16 protein-coding genes are annotated in these 21,200 nt (G+C 72.2%); 10 read left to right on the forward strand and 6 right to left on the reverse strand.

Annotated features, from left to right (window positions below; translation table 11 throughout):
• Positions 1-236: 236 nt before the first annotated feature.
• Genes DEJ46_RS30005 through DEJ46_RS30015 form a run of 3 tightly spaced genes read left to right on the forward strand, consistent with a single transcriptional unit; the run spans position 237 to position 3,913 of the window.
• On the forward strand, positions 237-1,607 hold the full coding sequence (locus tag DEJ46_RS30005) for a discoidin domain-containing protein (RefSeq protein WP_150271365.1): 1,371 nt from the start codon (positions 237-239) through the stop codon (positions 1,605-1,607).
• Positions 1,607-2,911, forward strand: coding sequence for an MFS transporter (locus DEJ46_RS30010; RefSeq protein ID WP_150271367.1), 1,305 nt, complete (start codon positions 1,607-1,609; stop codon positions 2,909-2,911). The genes DEJ46_RS30005 and DEJ46_RS30010 overlap by 1 nt, the downstream gene beginning before the upstream one ends.
• Positions 2,912-2,914: 3 nt before the next feature.
• Entirely contained in the window at positions 2,915-3,913 is a 999-nt protein-coding gene (locus DEJ46_RS30015) for a PD40 domain-containing protein (protein WP_150271369.1), read from the forward strand.
• Positions 3,914-3,972: 59 nt separating this feature from the next.
• Here the strand turns inward: DEJ46_RS30015 and DEJ46_RS30020 are convergent, their stop codons facing one another.
• A complete protein-coding gene (locus DEJ46_RS30020; protein ID WP_150271371.1) occupies positions 3,973-5,265 on the reverse strand; it encodes an MFS transporter in 1,293 nt (430 codons plus the stop codon).
• Positions 5,266-5,309: 44 nt separating this feature from the next.
• On the reverse strand, positions 5,310-5,873 hold the full coding sequence (locus DEJ46_RS30025; RefSeq protein WP_150271373.1) for a methylated-DNA--[protein]-cysteine S-methyltransferase: 564 nt from the start codon (positions 5,871-5,873) through the stop codon (positions 5,310-5,312).
• Between the two features lie 261 nt (positions 5,874-6,134).
• Here DEJ46_RS30025 and DEJ46_RS30030 point away from each other — a divergent pair, with 261 nt between their 5' ends.
• From DEJ46_RS30030 to DEJ46_RS30050, 5 genes are all read left to right on the forward strand, one after another.
• The gene (locus tag DEJ46_RS30030) at positions 6,135-7,034 is read left to right on the forward strand and encodes an MHYT domain-containing protein (protein ID WP_150271374.1); all 900 of its coding nucleotides are present in this window, start codon (positions 6,135-6,137) and stop codon (positions 7,032-7,034) included.
• Between the two features lie 83 nt (positions 7,035-7,117).
• Positions 7,118-9,265 carry an excinuclease ABC subunit UvrB gene (gene uvrB / locus DEJ46_RS30035; RefSeq protein WP_150271376.1) on the forward strand — a complete coding sequence of 716 codons (2,148 nt, stop codon included), beginning with the start codon at positions 7,118-7,120 and terminating at the stop codon, positions 9,263-9,265.
• 139 nt (positions 9,266-9,404) lie between these two features.
• Positions 9,405-9,983 carry a TerD family protein gene (locus DEJ46_RS30040; RefSeq protein WP_024759482.1) on the forward strand — a complete coding sequence of 193 codons (579 nt, stop codon included), beginning with the start codon at positions 9,405-9,407 and terminating at the stop codon, positions 9,981-9,983.
• A gap of 173 nt (positions 9,984-10,156) precedes the next feature.
• On the forward strand, positions 10,157-12,028 hold the full coding sequence (locus tag DEJ46_RS30045) for a TerD family protein (RefSeq protein ID WP_150271378.1): 1,872 nt from the start codon (positions 10,157-10,159) through the stop codon (positions 12,026-12,028).
• A gap of 265 nt (positions 12,029-12,293) precedes the next feature.
• On the forward strand, positions 12,294-13,319 hold the full coding sequence (locus tag DEJ46_RS30050) for a TerC family protein (RefSeq protein WP_150271380.1): 1,026 nt from the start codon (positions 12,294-12,296) through the stop codon (positions 13,317-13,319).
• A gap of 82 nt (positions 13,320-13,401) precedes the next feature.
• Here DEJ46_RS30050 and DEJ46_RS30055 read toward each other — a convergent pair whose 3' ends face one another.
• The 3 genes from DEJ46_RS30055 to DEJ46_RS30065 all read right to left on the reverse strand — a co-directional run bounded on the left by DEJ46_RS30055 (position 13,402) and on the right by DEJ46_RS30065 (position 16,220).
• Complete coding sequence (locus DEJ46_RS30055; RefSeq protein ID WP_150271382.1) at positions 13,402-14,685, reverse strand: MFS transporter; 1,284 nt, start codon at positions 14,683-14,685, stop codon at positions 13,402-13,404.
• Between the two features lie 150 nt (positions 14,686-14,835).
• Positions 14,836-15,492: an MBL fold metallo-hydrolase gene (locus tag DEJ46_RS30060; RefSeq protein ID WP_150271383.1), complete on the reverse strand. Its 657-nt coding sequence runs from the start codon at positions 15,490-15,492 to the stop codon at positions 14,836-14,838.
• Between the two features lie 38 nt (positions 15,493-15,530).
• Positions 15,531-16,220, reverse strand: coding sequence for a maleylpyruvate isomerase family mycothiol-dependent enzyme (locus DEJ46_RS30065; RefSeq protein WP_150271385.1), 690 nt, complete (start codon positions 16,218-16,220; stop codon positions 15,531-15,533).
• 155 nt (positions 16,221-16,375) lie between these two features.
• On the opposite strand from DEJ46_RS30065, the gene uvrA reads away from it, so the two are divergent.
• Together uvrA and DEJ46_RS30075 are read left to right on the forward strand one after the other, a co-directional pair.
• Positions 16,376-19,435 carry an excinuclease ABC subunit UvrA gene (gene uvrA, locus DEJ46_RS30070; RefSeq protein ID WP_150271387.1) on the forward strand — a complete coding sequence of 1,020 codons (3,060 nt, stop codon included), beginning with the start codon at positions 16,376-16,378 and terminating at the stop codon, positions 19,433-19,435.
• A gap of 122 nt (positions 19,436-19,557) precedes the next feature.
• Positions 19,558-19,983: a Rieske (2Fe-2S) protein gene (locus tag DEJ46_RS30075; RefSeq protein ID WP_150271389.1), complete on the forward strand. Its 426-nt coding sequence runs from the start codon at positions 19,558-19,560 to the stop codon at positions 19,981-19,983.
• 135 nt (positions 19,984-20,118) lie between these two features.
• On the opposite strand, the gene DEJ46_RS30080 is transcribed toward DEJ46_RS30075, so the two are convergent.
• Positions 20,119-21,048, reverse strand: coding sequence for a hypothetical protein (locus tag DEJ46_RS30080; RefSeq protein WP_150271390.1), 930 nt, complete (start codon positions 21,046-21,048; stop codon positions 20,119-20,121).
• Between the last annotated feature and the right edge of the window lie 152 nt (positions 21,049-21,200).

Consider the following 21,200-nt stretch of genomic DNA (forward strand, 5'->3'; position numbering starts at 1 on the left):
GCCTTGCGGGCAGTGGGAGTTGAAAGTCTGGTAGGAAACCTTCCTATCGGCTAGCATCCCGGCCAGCGGCTTGGCGCGGCGCCCGACCCTACGGGTGTGACGCGCTCAGCGAGAGCTCTGACCCGGCCGCCGAGCACCACCCCGCCGCGTGGCGCCCGCATCGCCACGCGGCAGGGCCGTCGTGCTCCGCACCGGTGTCCAGCTCTCGCCGACCCCTCAGGCCAGGGAGCCCAGGTATGCGCCTGTTCGCCTCCACACCACCGCGCAGCACCCCCACCACCACCCTCACGACCTCCTTCACCACCACCCGTCTGACCCTCGTCCTCACCGCCGTCCTGCTGCTCGTCGGCGGACTCCTGCTCGCCCATCCGGACCGGGCCGGCGCCGCCGCCGACACACTGATCTCCCAGGGCCGGCCGGCCACCTCCTCCTCCGTCGAGGACAGCACCTTCGGCCCGGAGAAGGCCTTCGACGGCGTCTCCACCACCCGCTGGGCCAGCGCCGAGGGCGTCGACCCGCAGTGGATCCGGGTCGACCTCGGCGCCGGGGCCACCGTCTCCCGCGTCAAGCTCGTCTGGGAGGCCGCCTACGCCAAGGCCTACCGCGTCGAGATCTCCGCCGACGGCACCACCTGGACCCGCCTCGCCACCGAGACCGCCGGCAACGGCGCCTCGGACGACTGGACCGGACTCACCGGCCAGGGCCGCTACCTGCGCGTCTACGGGACCGCCCGCGGCACCTCGTACGGCTACTCCCTCTTCACGGTCGAGGTCTACGGCACGACCAGCACCACGCCCCCGCCCACCGGCGCCTTCACCGTCGTCGCGGCCGGGGACATCGCCGCCCAGTGCACGGCCTCCAGCAGCTCCTGCGCCCACCCCAAGACGGCGGCCCTCGCGCAGCGGATCGCCCCGTCCTTCTACCTGACCATGGGCGACAACCAGTACGACGACGCCCTGCTCTCCGACTTCCGCGCCTACTACGACAAGACGTGGGGCGCCTTCAAGGCGAAGACCCGGCCCGTGCCCGGCAACCACGAGACCTACGACCCGGCCGGCCCGCTCGCCGGCTACAAGTCGTACTTCGGAGCGATCGCCTACCCCCAGGGGAAGCCCTACTACAGCTACGACCAGGGCAACTGGCACTTCGTCGCCCTCGACTCCAACTCCTTCGACGACCCCGCGCAGATCCAGTGGCTCAAGGACGACCTCGCGCGGAACACCAAGGGCTGCCTCGCCGCCTACTTCCACCACCCGCTGTACTCCTCCGGCGGCCACGGCAACGACCCGGTCTCCAAGCCCGTCTGGAAGATCCTCTACGGCGCCAAGGCCGACCTGGTGCTCAACGGACACGACCACCACTACGAGCGCTTCGCCCCGCAGGACCCCGAAGGCCGGGCCACCGCCGACGGCATCGTCGAGATCGTCGGCGGCATGGGCGGCGCCGAGCCCTACGACATCGAGACGGTCCAGCCCAACAGCCAGAAGCGGATCAGCGGTCCGTACGGCGTCCTGAAACTGGACCTCACCGACACCACCTACACCTGGCAGTACGTCGGCACCGACAACCAGGTCAAGGACTCCGGCCCGACCTACACCTGCCACTGATGTACCTCGCGACCACCGGTCGCCGCGACGCGCCGCCCACCCCCTCGCGGGGCAGGCGGCGCGTCCCGGGCACCGTCCTCGCGCTCGGCGCGGTCAGCCTGGTCACCGACATCTCCTCGGAGATGGTGACCGCCGTGCTGCCGCTCTACCTCGTCGTCGGACTCGGCCTCTCCCCGCTCCAGTTCGGGCTGCTCGACGGGCTCTCCACCGGCGCCACCGCGCTCGTACGGATCCTCGGCGGAGCCACCGCCGACCGAGGAGGACGCCACAAACAGGTCGGAGGGCTCGGCTACGCCCTCTCCGCCTGCTCCCGGCTCGGCCTCCTCCTCGCGGGCGGCTCGGCCGCCGGGATCGCCGGGGCCATCGCCGCCGACCGGCTCGGCAAGGGCGTCCGCACGGCTCCGCGCGACGCGCTCATCACTCTGCACAGCCCGCCCGAGGAGCTGGGCCGCGCCTTCGGCACCCACCGCGCCATGGACACCACCGGGGCCCTCCTCGGCCCGCTGGCCGCCTTCGCCCTCCTGTGGGCCACGGCGGAGGCCTACGAGGCGGTCTTCGCCGTCAGCTTCTGCGTCGGGGCCTTCGGCGTCCTGCTGTGGGTGCTGTGCGTCCCGGGGCGTCGGCGAAGCCCGAAGCCGCCGCTGCGGCCGGCGTCGCCGGGTCCCCGCCCCGGCGCAGAAGCGGCGCCACGCGCGCGTGGCGGGGTCTTCAGCGCGCTGCGCTCGCCCGCGTACCGGCGGATCCTCCTGTGCGCCGCCCTCCTCGGAGCCACCACGGTGGGCGACGCCTTCCTCTACCTGCTGCTCCAGCAGCGGCTCGAACTCGACGCCACCTGGTTCCCGTTCCTGCCGCTCGGCGCCGCCGGCGTCTATCTGCTGCTCGCCGTCCCGGCGGGCCGCCTCGCCGACCGAATCGGCCGCCGCCGGCCGTTCCTGTACGGCCACGGGGCCCTGCTCCTCGCGTACGGGCTGCTCCTCGCCCCCGTGACGGACGTCCTCCTCCTCGGGGGAGTCCTCGTACTCATCGGCATCTTCTACGCGGCCACCGACGGCGTCCTGATGGCCCTGACCGGCCCCTTCCTCACCGAGGGGCGCCAGGCGGGCGGCCTCGCGCTCGTGCAGACCGCGCAGGCGCTGGCCCGGCTCGGCGCCGCCGTCGCGTTCGGCGCCGTCTGGACGGCGAGCGGGCCGCGCACGGCGCTCGTGGCGGCGGGCCTGGCCCTCGCCGCCGCCCTGTGCTGCGCCGCAGGATTCCTGCCCGCGAGCGACCGGCCCGCCGAACCCACGCCCCTCCGAGAGGACTGACCCATGCACGCCGAGACCGACGTCCGCCTGTCCCGCCACGCGCGCGCGTGGATCCTCGTCCTCGCGCTCGTGCTGCTCGGCGGCGGCGCGACCGCCTACACCCTGCGGGCGGCCTCCGGGCGGCAGACCGGGGCCACCGGCACCCCGGTGGCCGGCTTCACCCTCGACGGGGCCCGTCCCGGCGCGCTCCACTTCAGGGACACCGCGACCGGGCGCGTCGCCCGCCTGGACCCCTCCGCGTCCGGCGGCCGGGTCGCCGGCGGGCCGGCCTGCGACCGCTTCCACGCGGCCGGGCCCACCGCGCTCTGCCTGGTGCGCCGGCCGGGCGTCCCGGCCCGCTCGTACGCCCTGGTGCTCGACGACCGGCTGCGCGAGACACGCCGGATCGCGCTCCCGGGCATCCCCAGCCGGGCCCGGGTCTCCGCCTCGGGGCGGATGCTCGCCTGGACGATGTTCGCGACCGGCGACTCCTACGCGCGCTCGTCCTTCTCCACCCGCACGTCCATCCTCGACCTGCGCACGGGATACCTGGTGAAGAACATGGAGCAGATTCCGCTGACCCTCGACGGACGCCGGTACCACGCCCCCGACGTCAACTACTGGGGCGTCTCCTTCGCCGCCGACGACAACCGCTTCTACGCCACCGTCTCGACGGGCGGGCGCACCCATCTCGTCGAGGGAGACATGGCGAACTGGTCGGCCCGGACCCTGCGGGAGAACGTCGAATGCCCGTCGCTCTCCCCGGACGGAACCCGTCTCGCCTTCAAGAAGCGGGTCTCCGAAGGCCCGCGCGAGCCGTGGCGGCTGTACGTGTACGACCTGCGCTCCGGACGGGAGCACCCCGTCGCCGAGCGGCGAGGCATCGACGACCAGGCTCTGTGGACGGACCCCGGGACCCTCGCGTACGGATACGGGGGAGCGGTCTGGTCCGTACCGGCCGACGGCACGGGGGAGCCACGGCGGCTGGCGCGCGGGGCCTCGTCACCCGCGCTGCCGCGCTGACCGCCGTGCAGCCGGCCGCCGTGCGGCAGGCCGCCGTACCGCCGGCCGCCGTGCTCGGTTCAGGCCTTCCGGAGGGCGCCGCGGACCGCGAGCGCCGCCATCGGCAGCAGCAGGCACGCGGCGATCGCGTTGAGCGGCCCGTAGCCCGCCTGCGAGACGATCAGACCGGCCGCGAGCCCGCCGACACCGGCGGCCGTGTTCATCACGAAGTCGGAGAGCCCCTGGACGGCCGCCCGCGCGGCCTGCGGCACCGAGTCGGTGAGCAGCGCCGAGCCGGAGACCAGACCGGCGGACCAGCCGAGGCCGAGGACGAAGAGCCCCAGGGCCGTCCGGCCGTGGCTCGGTCCCGCCGTGCCCGCGATGAGCGCCGCCACGGCGATCAGCCCGACGGCGAGCCCGATCACCGACAGCCGGCCCAGCCGGTCCGAGAGCCAGCCCATCACGGGCGAGAAGGCGTACATGCCCGCGATGTGCCCGCTGATCACGAGGCCGATCAGCTGGATGCCCGCGCCGTGGTGGGTCAGTGCGACCGGGGTCATCGACATGATCGAGACCATCGCGGTGTGCGAGGCGGCGACGGTGACCAGGGCGAGCCGGGCCTGCGGCGATTCCCGTACCGCCCGCATCCCTGCGCGCAGGGAGCGGCCCTCCGGCCGCTCGGCCGCCCCGGGATCCGCGAGGGCGCGGGCGGTGAGCAGCGGGTCCGGGCGCAGGAGGAGGGCGACGACCGCCGCCGAGACGACGAAGACGCCGGCGGCCCAGACGAAGGGCCCCGCGGTGGCGGGGATGCCCAGGCCGGACACGCTCTCCCCGGCGGGTGCGGCGATGTTCGGCCCGAGCACCGCCCCGATCGTGGTCGCCCACACCACGGTGGAGATGGCCCGGGCCCTGCGGTCGGGCTCGGCGAGGTCGGCGGCGGCGAAGCGGGCCGCCAGGTTGGCCGAGGAGCCGGCGCCGAAGCCGACGAGGCCGAGAAGGAGCAGCGGGAAGCTCTCGACGGCCGCGCCGAGCACCACCACCACGGCACCGAGCGCCCCGAGCAGGTACGCCAGGACGAGCCCCGCCCGGCGCCCCCGCGAGGCCATCAGCGCGGCCAGCGGCATGGCGAGCAGCGCGGGACCGGCCACCGTCGCCGTGGAGGCGAGCCCGGACAGAGCCTCCGTACCGCTGACGTCCTTGGCCAGGACGGCGGCGAGCGCGACGCCGATGGCGATGCCGAGGCCGCCGAGGATCTGGGTGGCGATGAGCACGGCCTGCACCCGTCGGCGCAGCGCGGGAAGTTCGGCCGCGGTGACGGGAGCGGATATCCCGTCAGGCAAGGTGACGTCAGGGGCGTCGGGGGAGCTGGTCACTTACGTGAGTGTGCCAGTCGTCCCATCCGATGGGAACGTCCCCCTCAGAACAGCGGCGCGGGCAGCACCCCCTCCAGCGCCAGCAGCTGCCGCTTCGTCTCCAGACCGCCCCCGAAGCCCCCGAGACCGCCGTCGCTCTCCACCACCCGGTGGCACGGCACCACCACGGGCAGCGGATTGGCGCCCATCGCCGCTCCGACCGCCTGCGCCGCGCCCGGCTGCCCCACGCGCCGCGCCAGCTCCCCGTACCCCACGACCGTGCCGTACGGGACGGTCGTCAGCTCGCGCAGCACCTGCCGGTTGAAGCCGGATGTCAGGCTCCAGTCCAGCGGCAGGTCGAAGGCGCGCGGGTCGCCCGCGAAGTACGCGTCGAGCCGGCGTATCGCCTCGGCGAGCAGCCCCGAGGCGCACTCCACCGGCTCCACCCCGAACCGCCCGCGCAGACGGTCGAGCATCTGCACCCGCCGCGCCGCGTCGGCGTGGAACTCGACCCGCACCAGCCCCCGCCCGGTCGCGGCGAGGAAGAGCGGACCGATGTCGCTCTCCACGACCGTCCACTCCACTGCGACGGCCGGTTCGCCGCCCGTCGGCTCCGCTTCGATGTCCATGACGCCCACGGTACGACCCGCCACCGACAAGCGACCGGAGCGGGCCCGACCAGCTCGGGGACCGGGGCGGGAGGCGTCACGAAGGGGCGCCGGGCCACTGCGGAGATCACGGACCGGTCTCGCTCCGGTCTCACGAGTGGAAATTCCCCGGTCACATGGTCGAGAGGCCCCCGGCGCGCCATAATCTCGCCCCGGTAGTACTACCCAGCGGTACCGACTGTTTTCGGACGACGTGGCACCAGGGGTGGAGGACACACGCTCATGCAGGGCACGGTCGACGGATTCAGCTACGGGCTCGTCACTCCGGTGGCCGCTTTCATCATGGCCTGCCTAGGCGGCGCCCTCGGCCTGAGGTGCACCACGAGGTCGCTCCGCCACCGCGACACCTTCAAGGCGGGATGGCTCGCCCTCGGCGCCACCTCCATCGGGACCGGCATCTGGACGATGCACTTCATCGCCATGATGGGCTTCTCCGTCCAGCAGGCCCCGATCAGCTACGACCGCCCCATCACCTTCGCCAGCCTGGGCGTGGCCGTCCTCATGGTCGGCATCGGGATCTTCATCGTCGGCTACCGCGGGGCGACCGCCCTGACACTCGTCACCGGCGGCACGATCACCGGCCTCGGCGTCGCCACGATGCACTACCTCGGCATGGCGGGCATGCGCCTCCACGGCCGCATCGAGTACGACACGCTCACCGTCGCCCTCTCCGTGGTCATCGCCGTCGTGGCCGCCACCGCGGCCCTCTGGGCGGCCGTATCCGTCCATGGATTTCTGGCCAGCCTCGGCGCGAGCCTGGTGATGGGCGGAGCCGTCAGTGGTATGCACTACACCGCCATGGCGGCGGTCAGCGTCCACATCCAGGGCACCGAGACGCCCGTCGGCACCGGCGACACCGCGACCTCGCTGCTCCTGCCGATGCTGATCGGCCCGGCGGTCTTCCTGATCCTGGCCGCCGTGGTCGTCATGTTCGACCCGCTGCTCGTGATGGGCGACCCGGACTGGCAGCGGCCCGCCGCGCAGAGCGTGCACCGCCCGGGCGTGCCGGCCCCGCGCCACGTGCCGTCCTACGGCGAGCCCGCCAACTGGTCGGCCCGCCCCGCCGGCCGCGCCGCCCGCCGGAGCGTCCCCCGCGGCGGCCACCGCTCCCAGGACTGGTGACGGGACCGGTGACGGGACACCTCCGCGACGGGCGGTGAGCGGATCACCGCCCGAGTGTCGGTGCCGGGTCGTACGGTGGTTCCATGCGGCCCGTTTCCAAGATCGAACGTTCGGTGGCGCCCTTCGAGGTCGTCAGCTCCTACCAGCCCAGCGGCGACCAGCCGACGGCCATCGCCGACCTCGAGCGGCGCATCCGCGCGGGCGAGAAGGACGTCGTGCTCCTCGGCGCCACCGGCACCGGCAAGTCGGCCACCACCGCGTGGATGATCGAGAAGCTCCAGCGCCCCACCCTCGTGATGGCGCCGAACAAGACCCTGGCCGCCCAGCTGGCGAACGAGTTCCGCGAACTCCTGCCGAACAACGCGGTCGAGTACTTCGTCTCGTACTACGACTACTACCAGCCCGAGGCGTACGTCCCCCAGTCGGACACGTACATCGAGAAGGACTCCTCGATCAACGAGGAGGTGGAGCGCCTCCGCCACTCCGCGACGAACTCCCTGCTCACCCGCAGGGACGTCGTCGTGGTCGCCTCCGTCTCCTGCATCTACGGCCTCGGCACGCCCCAGGAGTACGTGGACCGCATGGTCCCGCTCAAGGTCGGCGAGGAGATGGACCGCGACCAGCTGCTCCGCCGCTTCGTCGACATCCAGTACACCCGGAACGACCTGGCGTTCACCCGCGGCACCTTCCGGGTCCGCGGCGACACCATCGAGATCTTCCCGGTGTACGAGGAGCTGGCCGTCCGCATCGAGATGTTCGGCGACGAGATCGAGGCGCTCTCCACCCTCCACCCGCTCACCGGCGAGGTCATCAGCGAGGACCGCGAGCTGTACGTCTTCCCCGCCAGCCACTACGTCGCGGGCCCCGAACGCATGGAGCGGGCGGTCAACGACATCGAGCGCGAGCTGGAGGTCCGCCTCGCCGAGCTCGACAAGCAGGGCAAGCACCTGGAGTCCCAGCGCCTGCGCATGCGGACCACGTACGACATCGAGATGATGCGGCAGATCGGCTCCTGCTCCGGCATCGAGAACTACTCGATGCACTTCGACGGCCGCGAGCCCGGCTCCGCGCCGAACACCCTCCTCGACTACTTCCCCGAGGACTTCCTGCTCGTCATCGACGAGTCGCACGTCACCGTGCCGCAGATCGGCGCCATGTACGAGGGCGACGCCTCCCGCAAGCGGACCCTCGTCGACCACGGCTTCCGGCTCCCCTCCGCCCTCGACAACCGCCCGCTGAAGTGGGAGGAGTTCCAGAAGCGGATCGGCCAGACCGTCTATCTCTCGGCGACCCCCGGCACCTACGAACTCTCCCGGGGCGACGGCTTCGTCGAGCAGATCATCCGCCCCACCGGGCTCGTCGACCCCGAGGTCGTCGTCAAGCCGACCGAGGGCCAGATCGACGACCTGGTCCACGAGATCCGGCTGCGCGCCGAGAAGGACGAGCGGGTCCTCGTCACCACCCTCACCAAGAAGATGGCCGAGGACCTCACCGACTACTTCCTGGAGCTCGGCATCCAGGTCCGCTACCTCCACAGCGACGTCGACACCCTGCGCCGCATCGAGCTGCTGCGCGAGCTGCGCGCCGGAGAGTACGACGTCCTCGTCGGCATCAACCTCCTCCGGGAGGGCCTCGACCTCCCCGAGGTCTCCCTCGTCGCCATCCTCGACGCCGACAAGCAGGGCTTCCTGCGCTCCGGCACCTCCCTCATCCAGACCATCGGCCGTGCCGCGCGAAACGTCTCGGGCCAGGTCCACATGTACGCGGACCGGATCACCCCGGCGATGGAGCAGGCCATCGACGAGACCAACCGGCGCCGCGAGAAGCAGGTCGCGTACAACACGGCCCACGGCATCGACCCGCAGCCGCTGCGCAAGAAGATCAACGACATCGTCGCGACCATCGCCCGCGAGGAGGTCGACACCGAGGAGCTCCTGGGCAGCGGCTACCGCCAGACGAAGGACGGGAAGGCCGCGAAGGCGCCCGTTCCCTCGCTCGCCGCGCACGGCCCCAAGGGCCGGGGCAAGGCCGGCAAGTCCGGTGCGGCGGGCTCGACGGTCGAGCTCGGAAGCCGGCCGGCCACCGAACTGGCCGCGATCATCGAGGAGATGACCGACCGGATGCGCGCCGCCGCCGCCGAGCTGCAGTTCGAGGTCGCGGCCCGGCTCCGTGACGAAGTGGGAGAGCTGAAGAAGGAGTTGCGCCAGATGAAGGAGGCGGGTCTCGCCTGACCGGACGCGGTCCGGTGTGTTGCAAGACCGACACAAATCCGGACCGCGGCTCTGCGGTGTCAGTGCCTCTGCGTAGGGTGCTGGACAACCGCACGCACCGGACAGCGGGCGCGGGGAACGCAACGAGAGGGGCAAGCGCGTGACGGTCAACATGACCAAGGGTCAGGCCATCAGCCTGGAGAAGCAGGGCGGAGGCAGCCTCAGCCAGGTGCGGATGGGGCTCGGCTGGCAGGCGGCGCCGCGCCGCGGTCTCTTCGGCAAGCGCACGCAGGAGATCGACCTGGACGCCTCGGCCGTCCTCTTCGCGGACAAGCAGCCGGTGGACGTGGTCTTCTTCCGCCACCTGGTCAGCGACGACGGCTCGGTCAAGCACACCGGTGACAACCTCGTCGGCGGCGCGGGCCAGGGCGGGGACGACGAGGCGATCCTCGTCGACCTCCAGCGGGTCCCGGTCCACATCGACACGATCGTCTTCACCGTGAACTCCTTCACCGGTCAGACGTTCCAGGAGGTGCAGAACGCCTTCTGCCGGATCGTCGACGAGACGAACGGCCAGGAGCTCGCGCGCTACACCCTGGACGGCGGTGGCAACTACACCGCGCAGATCATGGCGAAGGTGCACCGGGTCGGCTCCGGCTGGCAGATGACCGCCCTGGGCAACCCGGCCAACGGCCGGACGTTCCAGGACCTGATGCCGGCGATCCTGCCGCACCTGTAGTCAGGGCCGCGCAGGACGCACCCACAGCTCCCGGAGGCACCAGGCCGCCGGGAGCTGTCCCGCACCACCGCACGACCGCGCTACTGCACGCCCGCACCACCGCACGCCCGCGCCACCGCATGACAGCACGTCCGCACCACTTCGTACCGGGAACCGCTGAGGGGAAAGAGCCGATGACGGCCGAGCTGGTCCGGGGGCAGAACCACCCCCTGCCCGACACCCGACTGGAGATCAGGGTGTCGGCCGGTCACCCGGTCGTCGCCGGAGCCGCCCTCGGCGACGAGCAGGGCAGGGTCCCGGGCGTGGAGTGGATCGCCCACCCCGTCGCCCCCTCGCTCCCCGGTGTGGACGTCCCCCGGCAGGCCGGGGCCGATCAGCGCCTCGCCGTCGACCTGGCGGCCGTCCCGGACGCCGTCCACCGCGTCTCCGTCCTCCTGGCACTGCCCGTGGGCGCCGGCGGACCGACCTCCTTCGGGAAGGCCGCCGCCCCCTTCGTCGCCGTCACCGGCCCCGACGGCACCGAGATCGCCAGCTACACGATCACCGGGCTCGACAGCGAGTCCGCCGTCGTCGCCCTGGAGCTCTACCGCCGCCAGGGCGCCTGGAAGGTCCGCGCGATGGGCCAGGGGTACGAGGGCGGCCTCGCCGCCCTCCTCGGCGACCAGGGCCTGGAGCGCCCCGCCGACCTGGCCGCGTCGATCCTGGCGCCGGCGTCGGCTCCGACCGCGACTCCGGCTCCGACCGCGACTCCGGCTCCCGCCTCCGAGCCCACCCCCGCCGTTCCCGGGCCGGCCCAGACCTCCGGCGGCCCGATCAGCTACACCCACCCCCGGCGCCGGCCCGCCACGCCGGAGCCGGCTCCCACGCCCGCCCCTGCTTCCGTTCCGCAGGCGTCGCAGGGGCAGTCCGCCCCCACCCCCGTCGCCGGGGACGCGGCCGGCTGGTCCATGGACGAGCGCCTGTACAACCAGGTGTGGGGGATGTTCGAGGACCTGGCCCGTACCGCCGCCGCCTACCGCAGCGCCTGCGAGTTCGCCGAGTCCCGGCTCGACCGGGAGCTCGACGAGACGCTCTCCGACTACCGCTCCCGGGTCGGCGGCGCGAACGACGCCGCGCGGTCGGCCGCCCGCGCCCGTCACGACGAGCTCGTGGAGCGGGCACGGGAGGTCCTGGACCGGGACCTCGCCCAGCTCGCCGTCGAGTCAGAGGTCGTCGAACCGGCACTGCCGCCCGCCTACGCCCGCTGGGACAACCCGGCCTGGCACGCCTACCGCCCGCCGGCGGAGGAGCCGATGGCCGTGCGCCTGGGCGACCTCCACCTGCCCGAGCGCACCGAGCTGCGGATCCCCATGCTCGTCCGGCTCCCGATGGAGCGCGGGCTCTGGGTGGACAGCGGGCGCGGCCGCTCGGAGGCGGCCGGCCTCCTCGACGAGACGGAGCTGCGGCGGCTCGCCCTCGACAGCGCGGTCGCGCACGCGGCCAGACTGCTCGCCGTCCACCCGCCGGGCGGCTTCGCGGTCCATGTCGTGGACGCGGCCGGGGCCGGCGCCGCCGCGCTCGCGCCGCTCGTGGACACCGGCGTGCTCGCCGCCCCGCCCGCCCGGGGCGCGGCGGGCGTCACGGCCGTCCTCGACCAGCTCACCGAGCGGGTCGACCTTCTCCAGATGGCCCTGCGGAACGGCGCGGTCGACGCGCTGCCGCCCGGTCTGGACGACGCCCGGCAGCTCCTGATCGTGCACGACTTCCCGCACGGCTTCGACGACCGGGCGGTCACCCGGCTCCGGTACCTGGCCGACGAGGGCCCGGGCGTCGGTGTCCATCTGCTGATCGTGGCCGACCGGGAGGACGCCGCCGAGTACGGCCCCGTGCTCGATCCCCTGTGGCGCTCACTGCTGCGCCTCACCCCCGTCCCCGACGACCACCTCGCCGATCCTTGGGTCGGTCACGCGTGGTCGTACGAGCCCCCGCTCCTGCCGCCGGGCAGCCGGGTCCTCCGTCAGGTGCTCGCCCAGGTCGCGGAGGCCCGTCCGGCAAAGCGGCCCTGACCTGGCTCCGGCCACGCCTCGACCTGGCTCTGACCTGGCCTTTTGGTGGCTCTTTACCCTGCCCTTTACCTTCTCTTGGTCTTTCGGGTAGTGTTCGTGGTGCGGAGGGGAGTACTCCCCATGCGCGGCGTACCCGTCAATACGGACGGATCCTCGGTGATCCGATCCCGGGGCGTCGGCCCGGACGTGGTGCGAACCGCCCGGGTGGAAGAGACCTCCGGCAGCGACGACGCTGATCAAGTAGCCGTACGACGCCGGAGGCGCAGTGGACGTTTCAATGACCCTGTGGGTGCTGACCATTCTCGGTCTGGTCGCCCTCATCGGAGCCGACTTCTTCATCGGGCGGAAGCCCCATGACGTCTCGGTCAAGGAAGCCGGAATCTGGACGATCGTCTGGGTCGTGCTCGCCGTGCTCTTCGGAGTCGGTCTGCTGGTGTTCGGCAACAGCCAGGCGGCCGGGGAGTTCTTCGCCGGCTACGTCACCGAGAAGTCGCTCAGTGTCGACAACCTCTTCGTCTTCATCCTGATCATGGCGAAGTTCTCGGTCCCGTCCCACCTCCAGCAGCGCGTGCTGCTCGTGGGTGTGGTGATCGCCCTGGTCCTGCGCACGGTCTTCATCGTCGCGGGCGCCGCGGTCATCGCGAACTTCTCGTGGGTCTTCTACATCTTCGGCGCGTTCCTGATCTACACCGCCTGGAAGCTCATCCAGGAGGCGCGTGCCGACGAGGAAGAGGAGGACTGGGAGGAGAACCGTCTCCTCAAGTCCGTCGAGAAGAAGTTCGGCGTCGCCGACAAGTACCACGGCACCAAGCTCTTCATCCGCGTCAACGGCAAGCGCGTCCTGACCCCGCTGATGGTCGTCATGATCGCCATCGGCACCACGGACATCCTCTTCGCCCTCGACTCCATCCCGGCGATCTTCGGCCTGACCCAGGACCCGTACATCGTCTTCACCGCCAACGCCTTCGCCCTCATGGGCCTGCGGCAGCTGTACTTCCTGATCGGCGGCCTGCTCAAGAAGCTGGTCCACCTCAGCTACGGCCTGTCGGTGATCCTCGGCTTCATCGGCGTGAAGCTCGTCCTGCACGCCCTGCACGAGTCCGGGGTGCACGTCCCGGAGATCTCCATCGGGTTCTCGCTGGCGGTCATCGGCGGCGTCCTGGTCGTCACCACGATCACCAGCCTGATCGCCTCCAAGAAGCAGTCGGAGCGAGCCGCTGCCGAGAGCGCGGCCGGCACCGACGGTGTCGAGGACGCGGACGGCGTCCAGAAGGACAGCATCGACGCCTGACGCGTCACCCACGGCGACGGCCGGCCAGGGGCACCCGCCCCCGGCCGGCCGTCGCCGTTTCGTGCTCCTGTGTTCCCGGCCTTCAGGCCGGTGCGGCCTCCACCGCCTCGGAGGGCTCCGGCAGCGTCTCCGGCAGCAGCGCGAAGCAGCCCAGGCTGATCAGGGCCACCACGGTCAGATAGGCGGCTACACCCCAGGGCGGGCCCGAGCCGCCGTCCGCCGAGAGGGCGGTGGCGACGATCGGCGTGAGGGCGCCGCCGAGGACGCCCGCGAGGTTGTAGCCGACGGCCGCGCCCGTGCAGCGGACGCGGGGCTCGTAGAGCTCCGGGAGGTACGCGGCGATCACCGCGAACATCGTGATGAAGGCCAGCAGCGAGCCCAGGAAGCCGAGGAACATCAGGAACGGCTCCGCGGTGTGCAGCAGGGCCACCATCGGGAACATCCAGAGCGCCGAGGCCGCGCACCCCGCGAGGCACAGCGGGCGGCGGCCCCAGCGGTCGGCGAGGAGGGCCACGAAGGGCGTGGCCGCGCCCTTGACCGCCACCGCGGCCATCACACAGGTCAGCATGACCGTGCTGCTCACCCCGAGCCGCTCGGTGCCGTAGGTCAGGGCCCAGGTGGAGACGGTGTAGAACACCGCGTACCCGACGGCGAGCGCCCCGGCCGTCAGCAGCACGAGACGCCAGTGGTCGCGCGCGACCTCGGCCAGCGGGGCGCTCGCCCGCCGGCCCGACGCGGACAGCTCCTCGAACTGCGGGGTCTCCGCCAGCGAGGAACGCAGCAGCAGCCCGGCGGCCGCGAGCAGCCCCGCCGCCCAGAACGGCACCCGCCAGCCCCAGGAGCGGAAGTCCGCGTCGCTCAGGCCCGCCGTGAGCGCCAGCATCACCCCGTTCGCGAGGAGGAAGCCGACCGCAGGGCCGATCTGCGGGAAGCTCGCCCACAGCGCGCGCCGGTTCGGCGGCGCGTGCTCGGCGGTCAGCAGGACGGCGCCGCCCCACTCGCCGCCGAGGCCGAGTCCCTGGAGGAAGCGGAGGGTGAGCAGGAGCAGGGGCGCGGCGATGCCGAGCGTCTCGTACGCGGGGACGCAGCCGACCGCGACGGTGGCGCAGCCGGTCAGGAGCAACGAGGCGAAGAGGACCGGCCGGCGGCCGTACCGGTCGCCGACGTGCCCGAAGAGGACCGAGCCCAGCGGGCGGGCGACGAAGCCGATGGCGAAGGTGCCGAAGGCGGCCAGGGTCCCGGCGAGCGGGGAGAAGGTCGGGAAGAAGAGCGGCCCGAGGACGAGGGCGGCGGCGGTCCCGTAGACGAAGAAGTCGAAGAACTCGATGGCGGTGCCGACGAGCGAGGCGGTGGCGAGCCGGAGCATCGACGGCGGAGCGGGTGGAGCCGGGGGAGCGGGTGGGGACGGAGCGTGACTGGGGCGCATGTGGCGCCAACTACCCGGCGGCCGTCCCGGTTACGGGGGCGTACGGAAGCGCGCGGCCGGTGAGCCGCGCGCTGTCGGTACGACGGCCGCTCACCAGCCGCGCTCGCGCCACTCCGCGAGGTGCGGCCGCTCGTCACCGAGCGTGGTGTCCTTGCCGTGGCCCGGGTAGACCCAGGACTCGTCCGGGAGGACGCCGAAGAGCTTGGTCTCCACGTCGTGGAGGAGGCTCGCGAAGGCCTCAGGGTCCTTCCAGGTGTTGCCCACCCCGCCGGGGAAGAGGCAGTCGCCGGTGAAGACGTGCGGGTGGCCGTGCGGGTCGTCGTAGACGAGGGCGATCGAGCCGGGCGTGTGCCCGACCAGCCTGCGGGCGGTCAGCTCGACCCGGCCCACCCGGATCGTGTCGCCGTCCGCGACCGGCACGTCGGTGGCGACCGGGATGCCCTCCACGTCGTCCGCCCCCGCGTAGGTCCGGGCGCCGGTCGCGGCGACGACCTCCGCCAGGGCCTGCCAGTGGTCGCCGTGCCGGTGGGTGGTGACGACGGCGGTGATGCCGTCGTCACCGATCAGCGTGAGCAGCGTGTCGGCGTCGTTGGCCGCGTCGATCAGCAGCTGCTCGCCGGTCGCCCGGCAGCGCAGCAGGTATGCGTTGTTGTCCATCGGGCCGACAGCGACCTTCGAGATCATCAGGTCCGTCAGCTCGTGCACGTCCGCCGGTCCGCCGACCTTCACACTTCCGCTGTACGTCATGGGCTCAGCCTAGCTCCGCCCACCGGCACCAGGGGGTGCTACAGCGGCGGGAGCGCCGGGAGCGGGCCGCCCTCGGTCTTGAGCGCGGAGCCGTCGCGGCGGCCGGCGAGCCAGCCGAGGAGCTCGGGGGCGGGGCCGGTCACGGTCACCTCGGCGCCCTCGACGGAGCCGGTGGTCCAGGTGCCCGTGCCCTCCGTCGCCACGATCCGGGTCGGCGGCACGGTCGCCTGGCCGGTGAAGCGCTCCGCGAGGAAGTCGATCTCCCGCTGGACGAACTCCTCGGGCAGGTCCTCCAGCTCGTAGCCGACACCCAGGTCGACGTGGTGCAGGGCCACCTCGGCCCAGCGGCGGAAGGGGATCCGGGAGGCGCTGTCCGTGACGCCGTTGCGGAGCTCGACGGTGCGACTCCAGTCGGCGGGCTCGGCGCCCGCGGCCTGGAAGCCGTCGCCGCTCTCGCGCACGTCGGCGAGCTGGACGGCGAGCGGCCGGTCCGCGTCGCGCTCGATGTCGGCGTCGCGGGTGGCGGCGTCGGCGTACATGGGACGGCCCTGGAGGACGTTCACCAGAGCGTCGGCGTTCCGGGCGATGTGGGCGAGGACATGGCCGCGCGTCCAGCCGGGAAGCCGTGACGGCTCGGCCGTCGCCGCGTTGTCCCAGGAGGCGGCGTCGTCCAGGAGTCGGTCGGTCGCTGCTTTGACAGAGGCGAGATCACGTTCGTGGTCGATCATGGCGCCGACCCTAGCGCCGCCACTCGTTCGGGTGAAGCGGTCTCCACGCGGCCGGAAATCGAATGTGCGTGCTATAGGCTCGGTGGAAGCATCCGGCATCCTTGGTTGTTGGGTGTGTCAGGACATCCGCTCTCTCAAGAAAGGTGCGGACCGGCGTGGCCGACCGTCTCATCGTTCGTGGCGCTCGCGAGCACAATCTCAAGAACGTCTCGCTCGACCTCCCGCGTGACTCCCTCATCGTCTTCACCGGGCTCTCGGGATCGGGCAAGTCCTCCCTCGCGTTCGACACGATCTTCGCCGAGGGGCAGCGCCGCTACGTCGAGTCGCTCTCCTCCTACGCCCGGCAGTTCCTCGGACAGATGGACAAGCCGGACGTCGACTTCATCGAAGGTCTGTCGCCCGCCGTCTCCATCGACCAGAAGTCGACCTCGCGCAACCCGCGCTCGACGGTCGGCACCATCACGGAGGTCTACGACTACCTCCGTCTGCTCTTCGCCCGCATCGGCAAGCCGCACTGTCCCGAGTGCCGTCGGCCGATCTCCCGCCAGTCGCCGCAGGCCATCGTCGACAAGGTCCTGGACCTCCCCGAGGGCAGCCGCTTCCAGGTCCTGTCGCCGCTCGTGCGCGAGCGGAAGGGCGAGTTCGTCGACCTCTTCGCCGACCTCCAGACCAAGGGCTACAGCCGCGCCCGGGTCGACGGCGTGACCGTGCAGCTGAGCGAGCCGCCGACGCTGAAGAAGCAGGAGAAGCACACGATCGAGGTGGTCATCGACCGCCTCACGGTGAAGGACAGCGCCAAGCGCCGCCTCACCGACTCCGTCGAGACCGCGCTCGGCCTCTCCGGCGGCATGGTCGTGCTCGACTTCGTCGACCTCCCCGAGGACGACCCCGAGCGCGAGCGGATGTACTCGGAGCACCTCTACTGCCCGTACGACGACCTGTCCTTCGAGGAGCTGGAGCCGCGCTCCTTCTCCTTCAACTCGCCCTTCGGTGCCTGCCCCGACTGCACCGGCATCGGCACGCGCATGGAGGTCGACCCCGAGCTGATCGTCCCGGACGAGGACAAGTCGCTCGACGAGGGCGCCATCCACCCCTGGTCGCACGGGCACACCAAGGAGTACTTCGGCCGGATGATCGACGGCCTCTCCCAGGCCCTCGGCTTCCGCACCGACATCCCCTTCGCAGGCCTTCCGCAGCGGGCCAAGAAGGCCCTCATGTACGGCCACAAGACCCAGATCGAGGTCCGCTACCGCAACCGGTACGGGCGCGAGCGCGCCTGGACCAGCCCCGCCTTCGAAGGAGCGGTCTCCTTCGTCAAGCGGCGCCACTCCGAGGCCGAGAGCGACTCCAGCCGCGAGCGCTTCGAGGGTTACATGCGCGAGGTGCCCTGCCCCACCTGTGAGGGCAGCCGCCTCAAGCCGATCGTCCTCGCGGTCACGGTCATGGACCGGTCCATCGCCGAGGTCTCCGCGATGTCCATCAGCGACTGCGCCGAGTTCCTCTCCCGGCTGACGCTCAACGCCCGCGACAAGAAGATCGCCGAGCGGGTCCTCAAGGAGGTCAACGAGCGGCTGCGCTTCCTCGTCGACGTCGGCCTCGACTACCTCTCCCTCAACCGGGCGGCGGGCACGCTCTCCGGCGGCGAGGCCCAGCGCATCCGGCTCGCCACCCAGATCGGCTCCGGCCTGGTCGGCGTGCTGTACGTGCTCGACGAGCCGTCCATCGGCCTCCACCAGCGCGACAACCACCGCCTCATCGAGACCCTGGTCCGGCTCCGGGACATGGGCAACACGCTCATCGTCGTCGAGCACGACGAGGACACCATCAAGGTCGCCGACTGGGTCGTCGACATCGGCCCCGGCGCCGGCGAGCACGGCGGCAAGGTCGTCCACTCCGGCTCCCTGAAGGAGCTCCTCGCCAACGAGGAGTCCATGACCGGGCAGTACCTGTCCGGCCGCCGCGTGATCGCCACCCCGGACATCCGCCGCCCGGTGGACCCCGGGCGTCGGCTCACCGTCCACGGGGCCCGCGAGAACAACCTGCGGGACATCGACGTCTCCTTCCCGCTGGGCGTCCTCACGGCCGTCACGGGCGTCTCGGGCTCCGGCAAGTCGACCCTGGTCAACGACATCCTCTACACGCACCTGGCGCGTGAGCTGAACGGCGCCAAGTCGGTGCCCGGGCGGCACACGCGCGTGGACGGCGACGACCTCGTCGACAAGGTCGTGCACGTCGACCAGTCCCCGATCGGCCGCACCCCCCGGTCGAACCCGGCGACCTACACCGGGGTCTTCGACCACGTCCGCAAGCTCTTCGCGGAGACGATGGAGGCCAAGGTCCGGGGCTACCTGCCCGGTCGGTTCTCCTTCAACGTCAAGGGCGGCCGCTGCGAGAACTGCTCCGGCGACGGCACGATCAAGATCGAGATGAACTTCCTCCCGGACGTCTACGTCCCGTGCGAGGTCTGCCACGGCGACCGGTACAACCGGGAGACCCTGGAGGTCCACTACAAGGGCAAGTCCATCGCCGAGGTCCTGAACATGCCGATCGAGGAGGCCCTCGACTTCTTCGAGGCCGTCCCGACCATCGCGCGCCACCTCCGCACGCTCAACGAGGTCGGCCTGGGCTACGTCCGCCTCGGACAGTCCGCCCCGACGCTCTCCGGCGGCGAAGCCCAGCGCGTGAAGCTCGCCTCCGAGCTCCAGAAGCGTTCGACGGGCCGCACGGTCTACGTCCTGGACGAGCCGACCACGGGTCTGCACTTCGAGGACATCTCGAAGCTGATCAAGGTCCTCTCCGGCCTGGTCGACAAGGGCAACTCGGTGATCGTCATCGAGCACAACCTCGATGTCATCAAGACCGCCGACTGGGTCATCGACATGGGTCCCGAGGGCGGCAGCGGCGGCGGCCTGGTGATCGCCGAGGGCACGCCGGAGGAGGTCGCCTCGGTTCCGGCGAGCCACACCGGCAAGTTCCTCCGCGAGATCCTCGACGCCGACCGGATCAGCGACGCCGGCGGGTCCGTCCCTGCGCCGCGGGGAGCGAAGAAGGCGGCGGCGAAGAAGGCGCCCGCCAAGAAGTCCGCCGCCCCGGCGAAGAAGGCGGCCGCCAAGACGGCAGCGGCGAAGTCCACCGCCGTCAAGTCCACCGCCACCAAGGCGGCGGCCACCAAGGCCACCGCCAAGAAGGCGACGACCCGGGCCCGCAAGGCCTGACCCGGAGGCGGGGCCCCACCCGGGGCCCCGCCTTTCAGGTCCGGCCCGGCCGACAGCCCGCGAAGGCGCGCCGGTATCGTCGGTTCGGTCACGCCTTGCCCCGATCCCACCGTGGAGCGCTCATGTCCGGCCAGTCCAGCCGCCGCACCGTACTGAAGGGTGCCGCCCTCGCCGGCGCCGCCGGGCTGGGAGTCGCCGCCTGCTCCACCGAGTCGAAGCTCGGCCACGCCGTGGTCCCGACCCCGACCGCCCCCGTCGCCCTCGGTGCCCCGGACGAGGTCCCGGTCGGCGGCGCCAAGCTCTACCGCGAGCAGCGGCTCCTGGTGAGCTGCCCGGCCAAGGGCCAGTACAAGGCCTTCAGCGCCCAGTGCACCCACGCCGGCTGCGTCCTCGACAAGATCGAGGACAACGAAGGCAACTGCCCGTGCCACGGCAGCCGCTTCGACGTGACGACCGGCAAGGCGCTCAAGGGCCCGGCCACGGTCCCGCTCCCCGAGGTCCCGGTCCGGGTGGAGAACGGCGAGCTGGTCGCCGGACCCGAGGCCTGAGCCCCGGAGCCGGGCACACCGAAACGGCGCCCCGCCCCCCAGCCCCGCCCCCCAGCCCCGCCCCCCAGCCCCGCCCCCAGCCCCGCCCCCCAGCCCTGGGCCCCAGCCCCAGCCCCAGCCCCCAGCCCCCGGCCCTCAGGACCAGTCCCAGTCGATCCCCAGGATCCCCGGGCGCACCCCCTGCTCCACGAGGTGCACGGACCGGTGCCGGCCGCTCAGCGTCAGCTCCGCACGGCCGCCGCGCGGCGCGCCCGCCGAGGTCTGGGCGAACCTCCGGCACCGCACCGGAAGCGCCGCCTCGTCGAAGTGCACCTGGAGCACGTACTGCCCGCCGGCGAAGCTGAAGCCGCGCATGTACTCCCCGCTCGGCCCCGCCGTGCCGTCCTCGAACCCGTACGAGAACAGGTGCGTGTCCCCGGCCCGCAGCCGCGCGTCGAAGAGCAGCTCCGCGACCACCAGGCCCGTCTCCGCGTGCCACCGCACTCGCCCGGTGCGGCAGTTCTCCACGGCCCGCACCACCACCCGCGACGGATCGCACCCCGGATCCCCGTGGTGGATGGCCAGATAGCGGTCGACCCCGTCCCGGTGCGCCCGCACGACGTGCTGCGACTCGCGCCCCACCAGCTCCCGCGCCGCCCCGATCCGCACCCGCTCGTGGTGCCCCACCGTGTGCAGCCCCCCGTCCGCCGGGGACTCCAGCTCCGCGAGCAGCTCCTCGACCGAGCCGGACACCTCCACCAACGAGCGGTACGCGCGGCCCGCCGGGCGCTCCACCTCGGCCCGGCCGGCCGCGTCGTCCGACAGGAGCCGCAGGAGCGAGTTCCCGGGCAGCTGGAGCACCTCCTCCAGAGCGCGCACGGCCTTCAGGGACTCCGGCCGCTGCGGCCGTCGGGCGCCCTGCTGCCAGTAGCTCAGGCTCGTCACGCCGACCCTGACGCCCCGGTGCGCCAGATGATGCTGGACCCGCTGGAGAGGCAGCCCGCGCACGGCGAGCGCGGTGCGCAGCGCCAGATGGAAGGGGCCGGTGTGCAGCAGCTGCACCAGATCGGCCTCGGTGTGGCTCACGAGGGCTCCTCAGTGAACGTTCACGACGGGGGAGCGGACCGTCGCGCCGCGAGAGGTGGGCGGGCAGGTGGGCCGAGGGCGTCCGTTCACACCCGGGTCACACCGTTCACAGTCCGATGTCACCCCGCATTGAAGCGTGTTGACCAGCTCCC

Source organism: Streptomyces venezuelae (genome assembly GCF_008642375.1).
GTDB classification, from domain to species: Bacteria; Actinomycetota; Actinomycetes; order Streptomycetales; family Streptomycetaceae; genus Streptomyces; species Streptomyces venezuelae_G.

Excerpts from the sequence above, each read along its gene's own strand:
- DEJ46_RS30005 (WP_150271365.1), top strand. The coding sequence starts at position 237 with ATGCGCCTGTTCGCCTCCACACCACCGCGCAGCACCCCCACCACCACC.
- DEJ46_RS30010 (WP_150271367.1), top strand. The coding sequence starts at position 1,607 with ATGTACCTCGCGACCACCGGTCGCCGCGACGCGCCGCCCACCCCCTCG.
- DEJ46_RS30015 (WP_150271369.1), top strand. The coding sequence starts at position 2,915 with ATGCACGCCGAGACCGACGTCCGCCTGTCCCGCCACGCGCGCGCGTGG.
- DEJ46_RS30025 (WP_150271373.1), bottom strand. The coding sequence starts at position 5,873 with ATGGACATCGAAGCGGAGCCGACGGGCGGCGAACCGGCCGTCGCAGTG.
- DEJ46_RS30030 (WP_150271374.1), top strand. The coding sequence starts at position 6,135 with ATGCAGGGCACGGTCGACGGATTCAGCTACGGGCTCGTCACTCCGGTG.
- uvrB (WP_150271376.1), top strand. The coding sequence starts at position 7,118 with ATGCGGCCCGTTTCCAAGATCGAACGTTCGGTGGCGCCCTTCGAGGTC.
- DEJ46_RS30045 (WP_150271378.1), top strand. The coding sequence starts at position 10,157 with ATGACGGCCGAGCTGGTCCGGGGGCAGAACCACCCCCTGCCCGACACC.
- DEJ46_RS30055 (WP_150271382.1), bottom strand. The coding sequence starts at position 14,685 with ATGCTCCGGCTCGCCACCGCCTCGCTCGTCGGCACCGCCATCGAGTTC.
- DEJ46_RS30060 (WP_150271383.1), bottom strand. The coding sequence starts at position 15,492 with ATGACGTACAGCGGAAGTGTGAAGGTCGGCGGACCGGCGGACGTGCAC.
- DEJ46_RS30065 (WP_150271385.1), bottom strand. The coding sequence starts at position 16,220 with ATGATCGACCACGAACGTGATCTCGCCTCTGTCAAAGCAGCGACCGAC.
- DEJ46_RS30075 (WP_150271389.1), top strand. The coding sequence starts at position 19,558 with ATGTCCGGCCAGTCCAGCCGCCGCACCGTACTGAAGGGTGCCGCCCTC.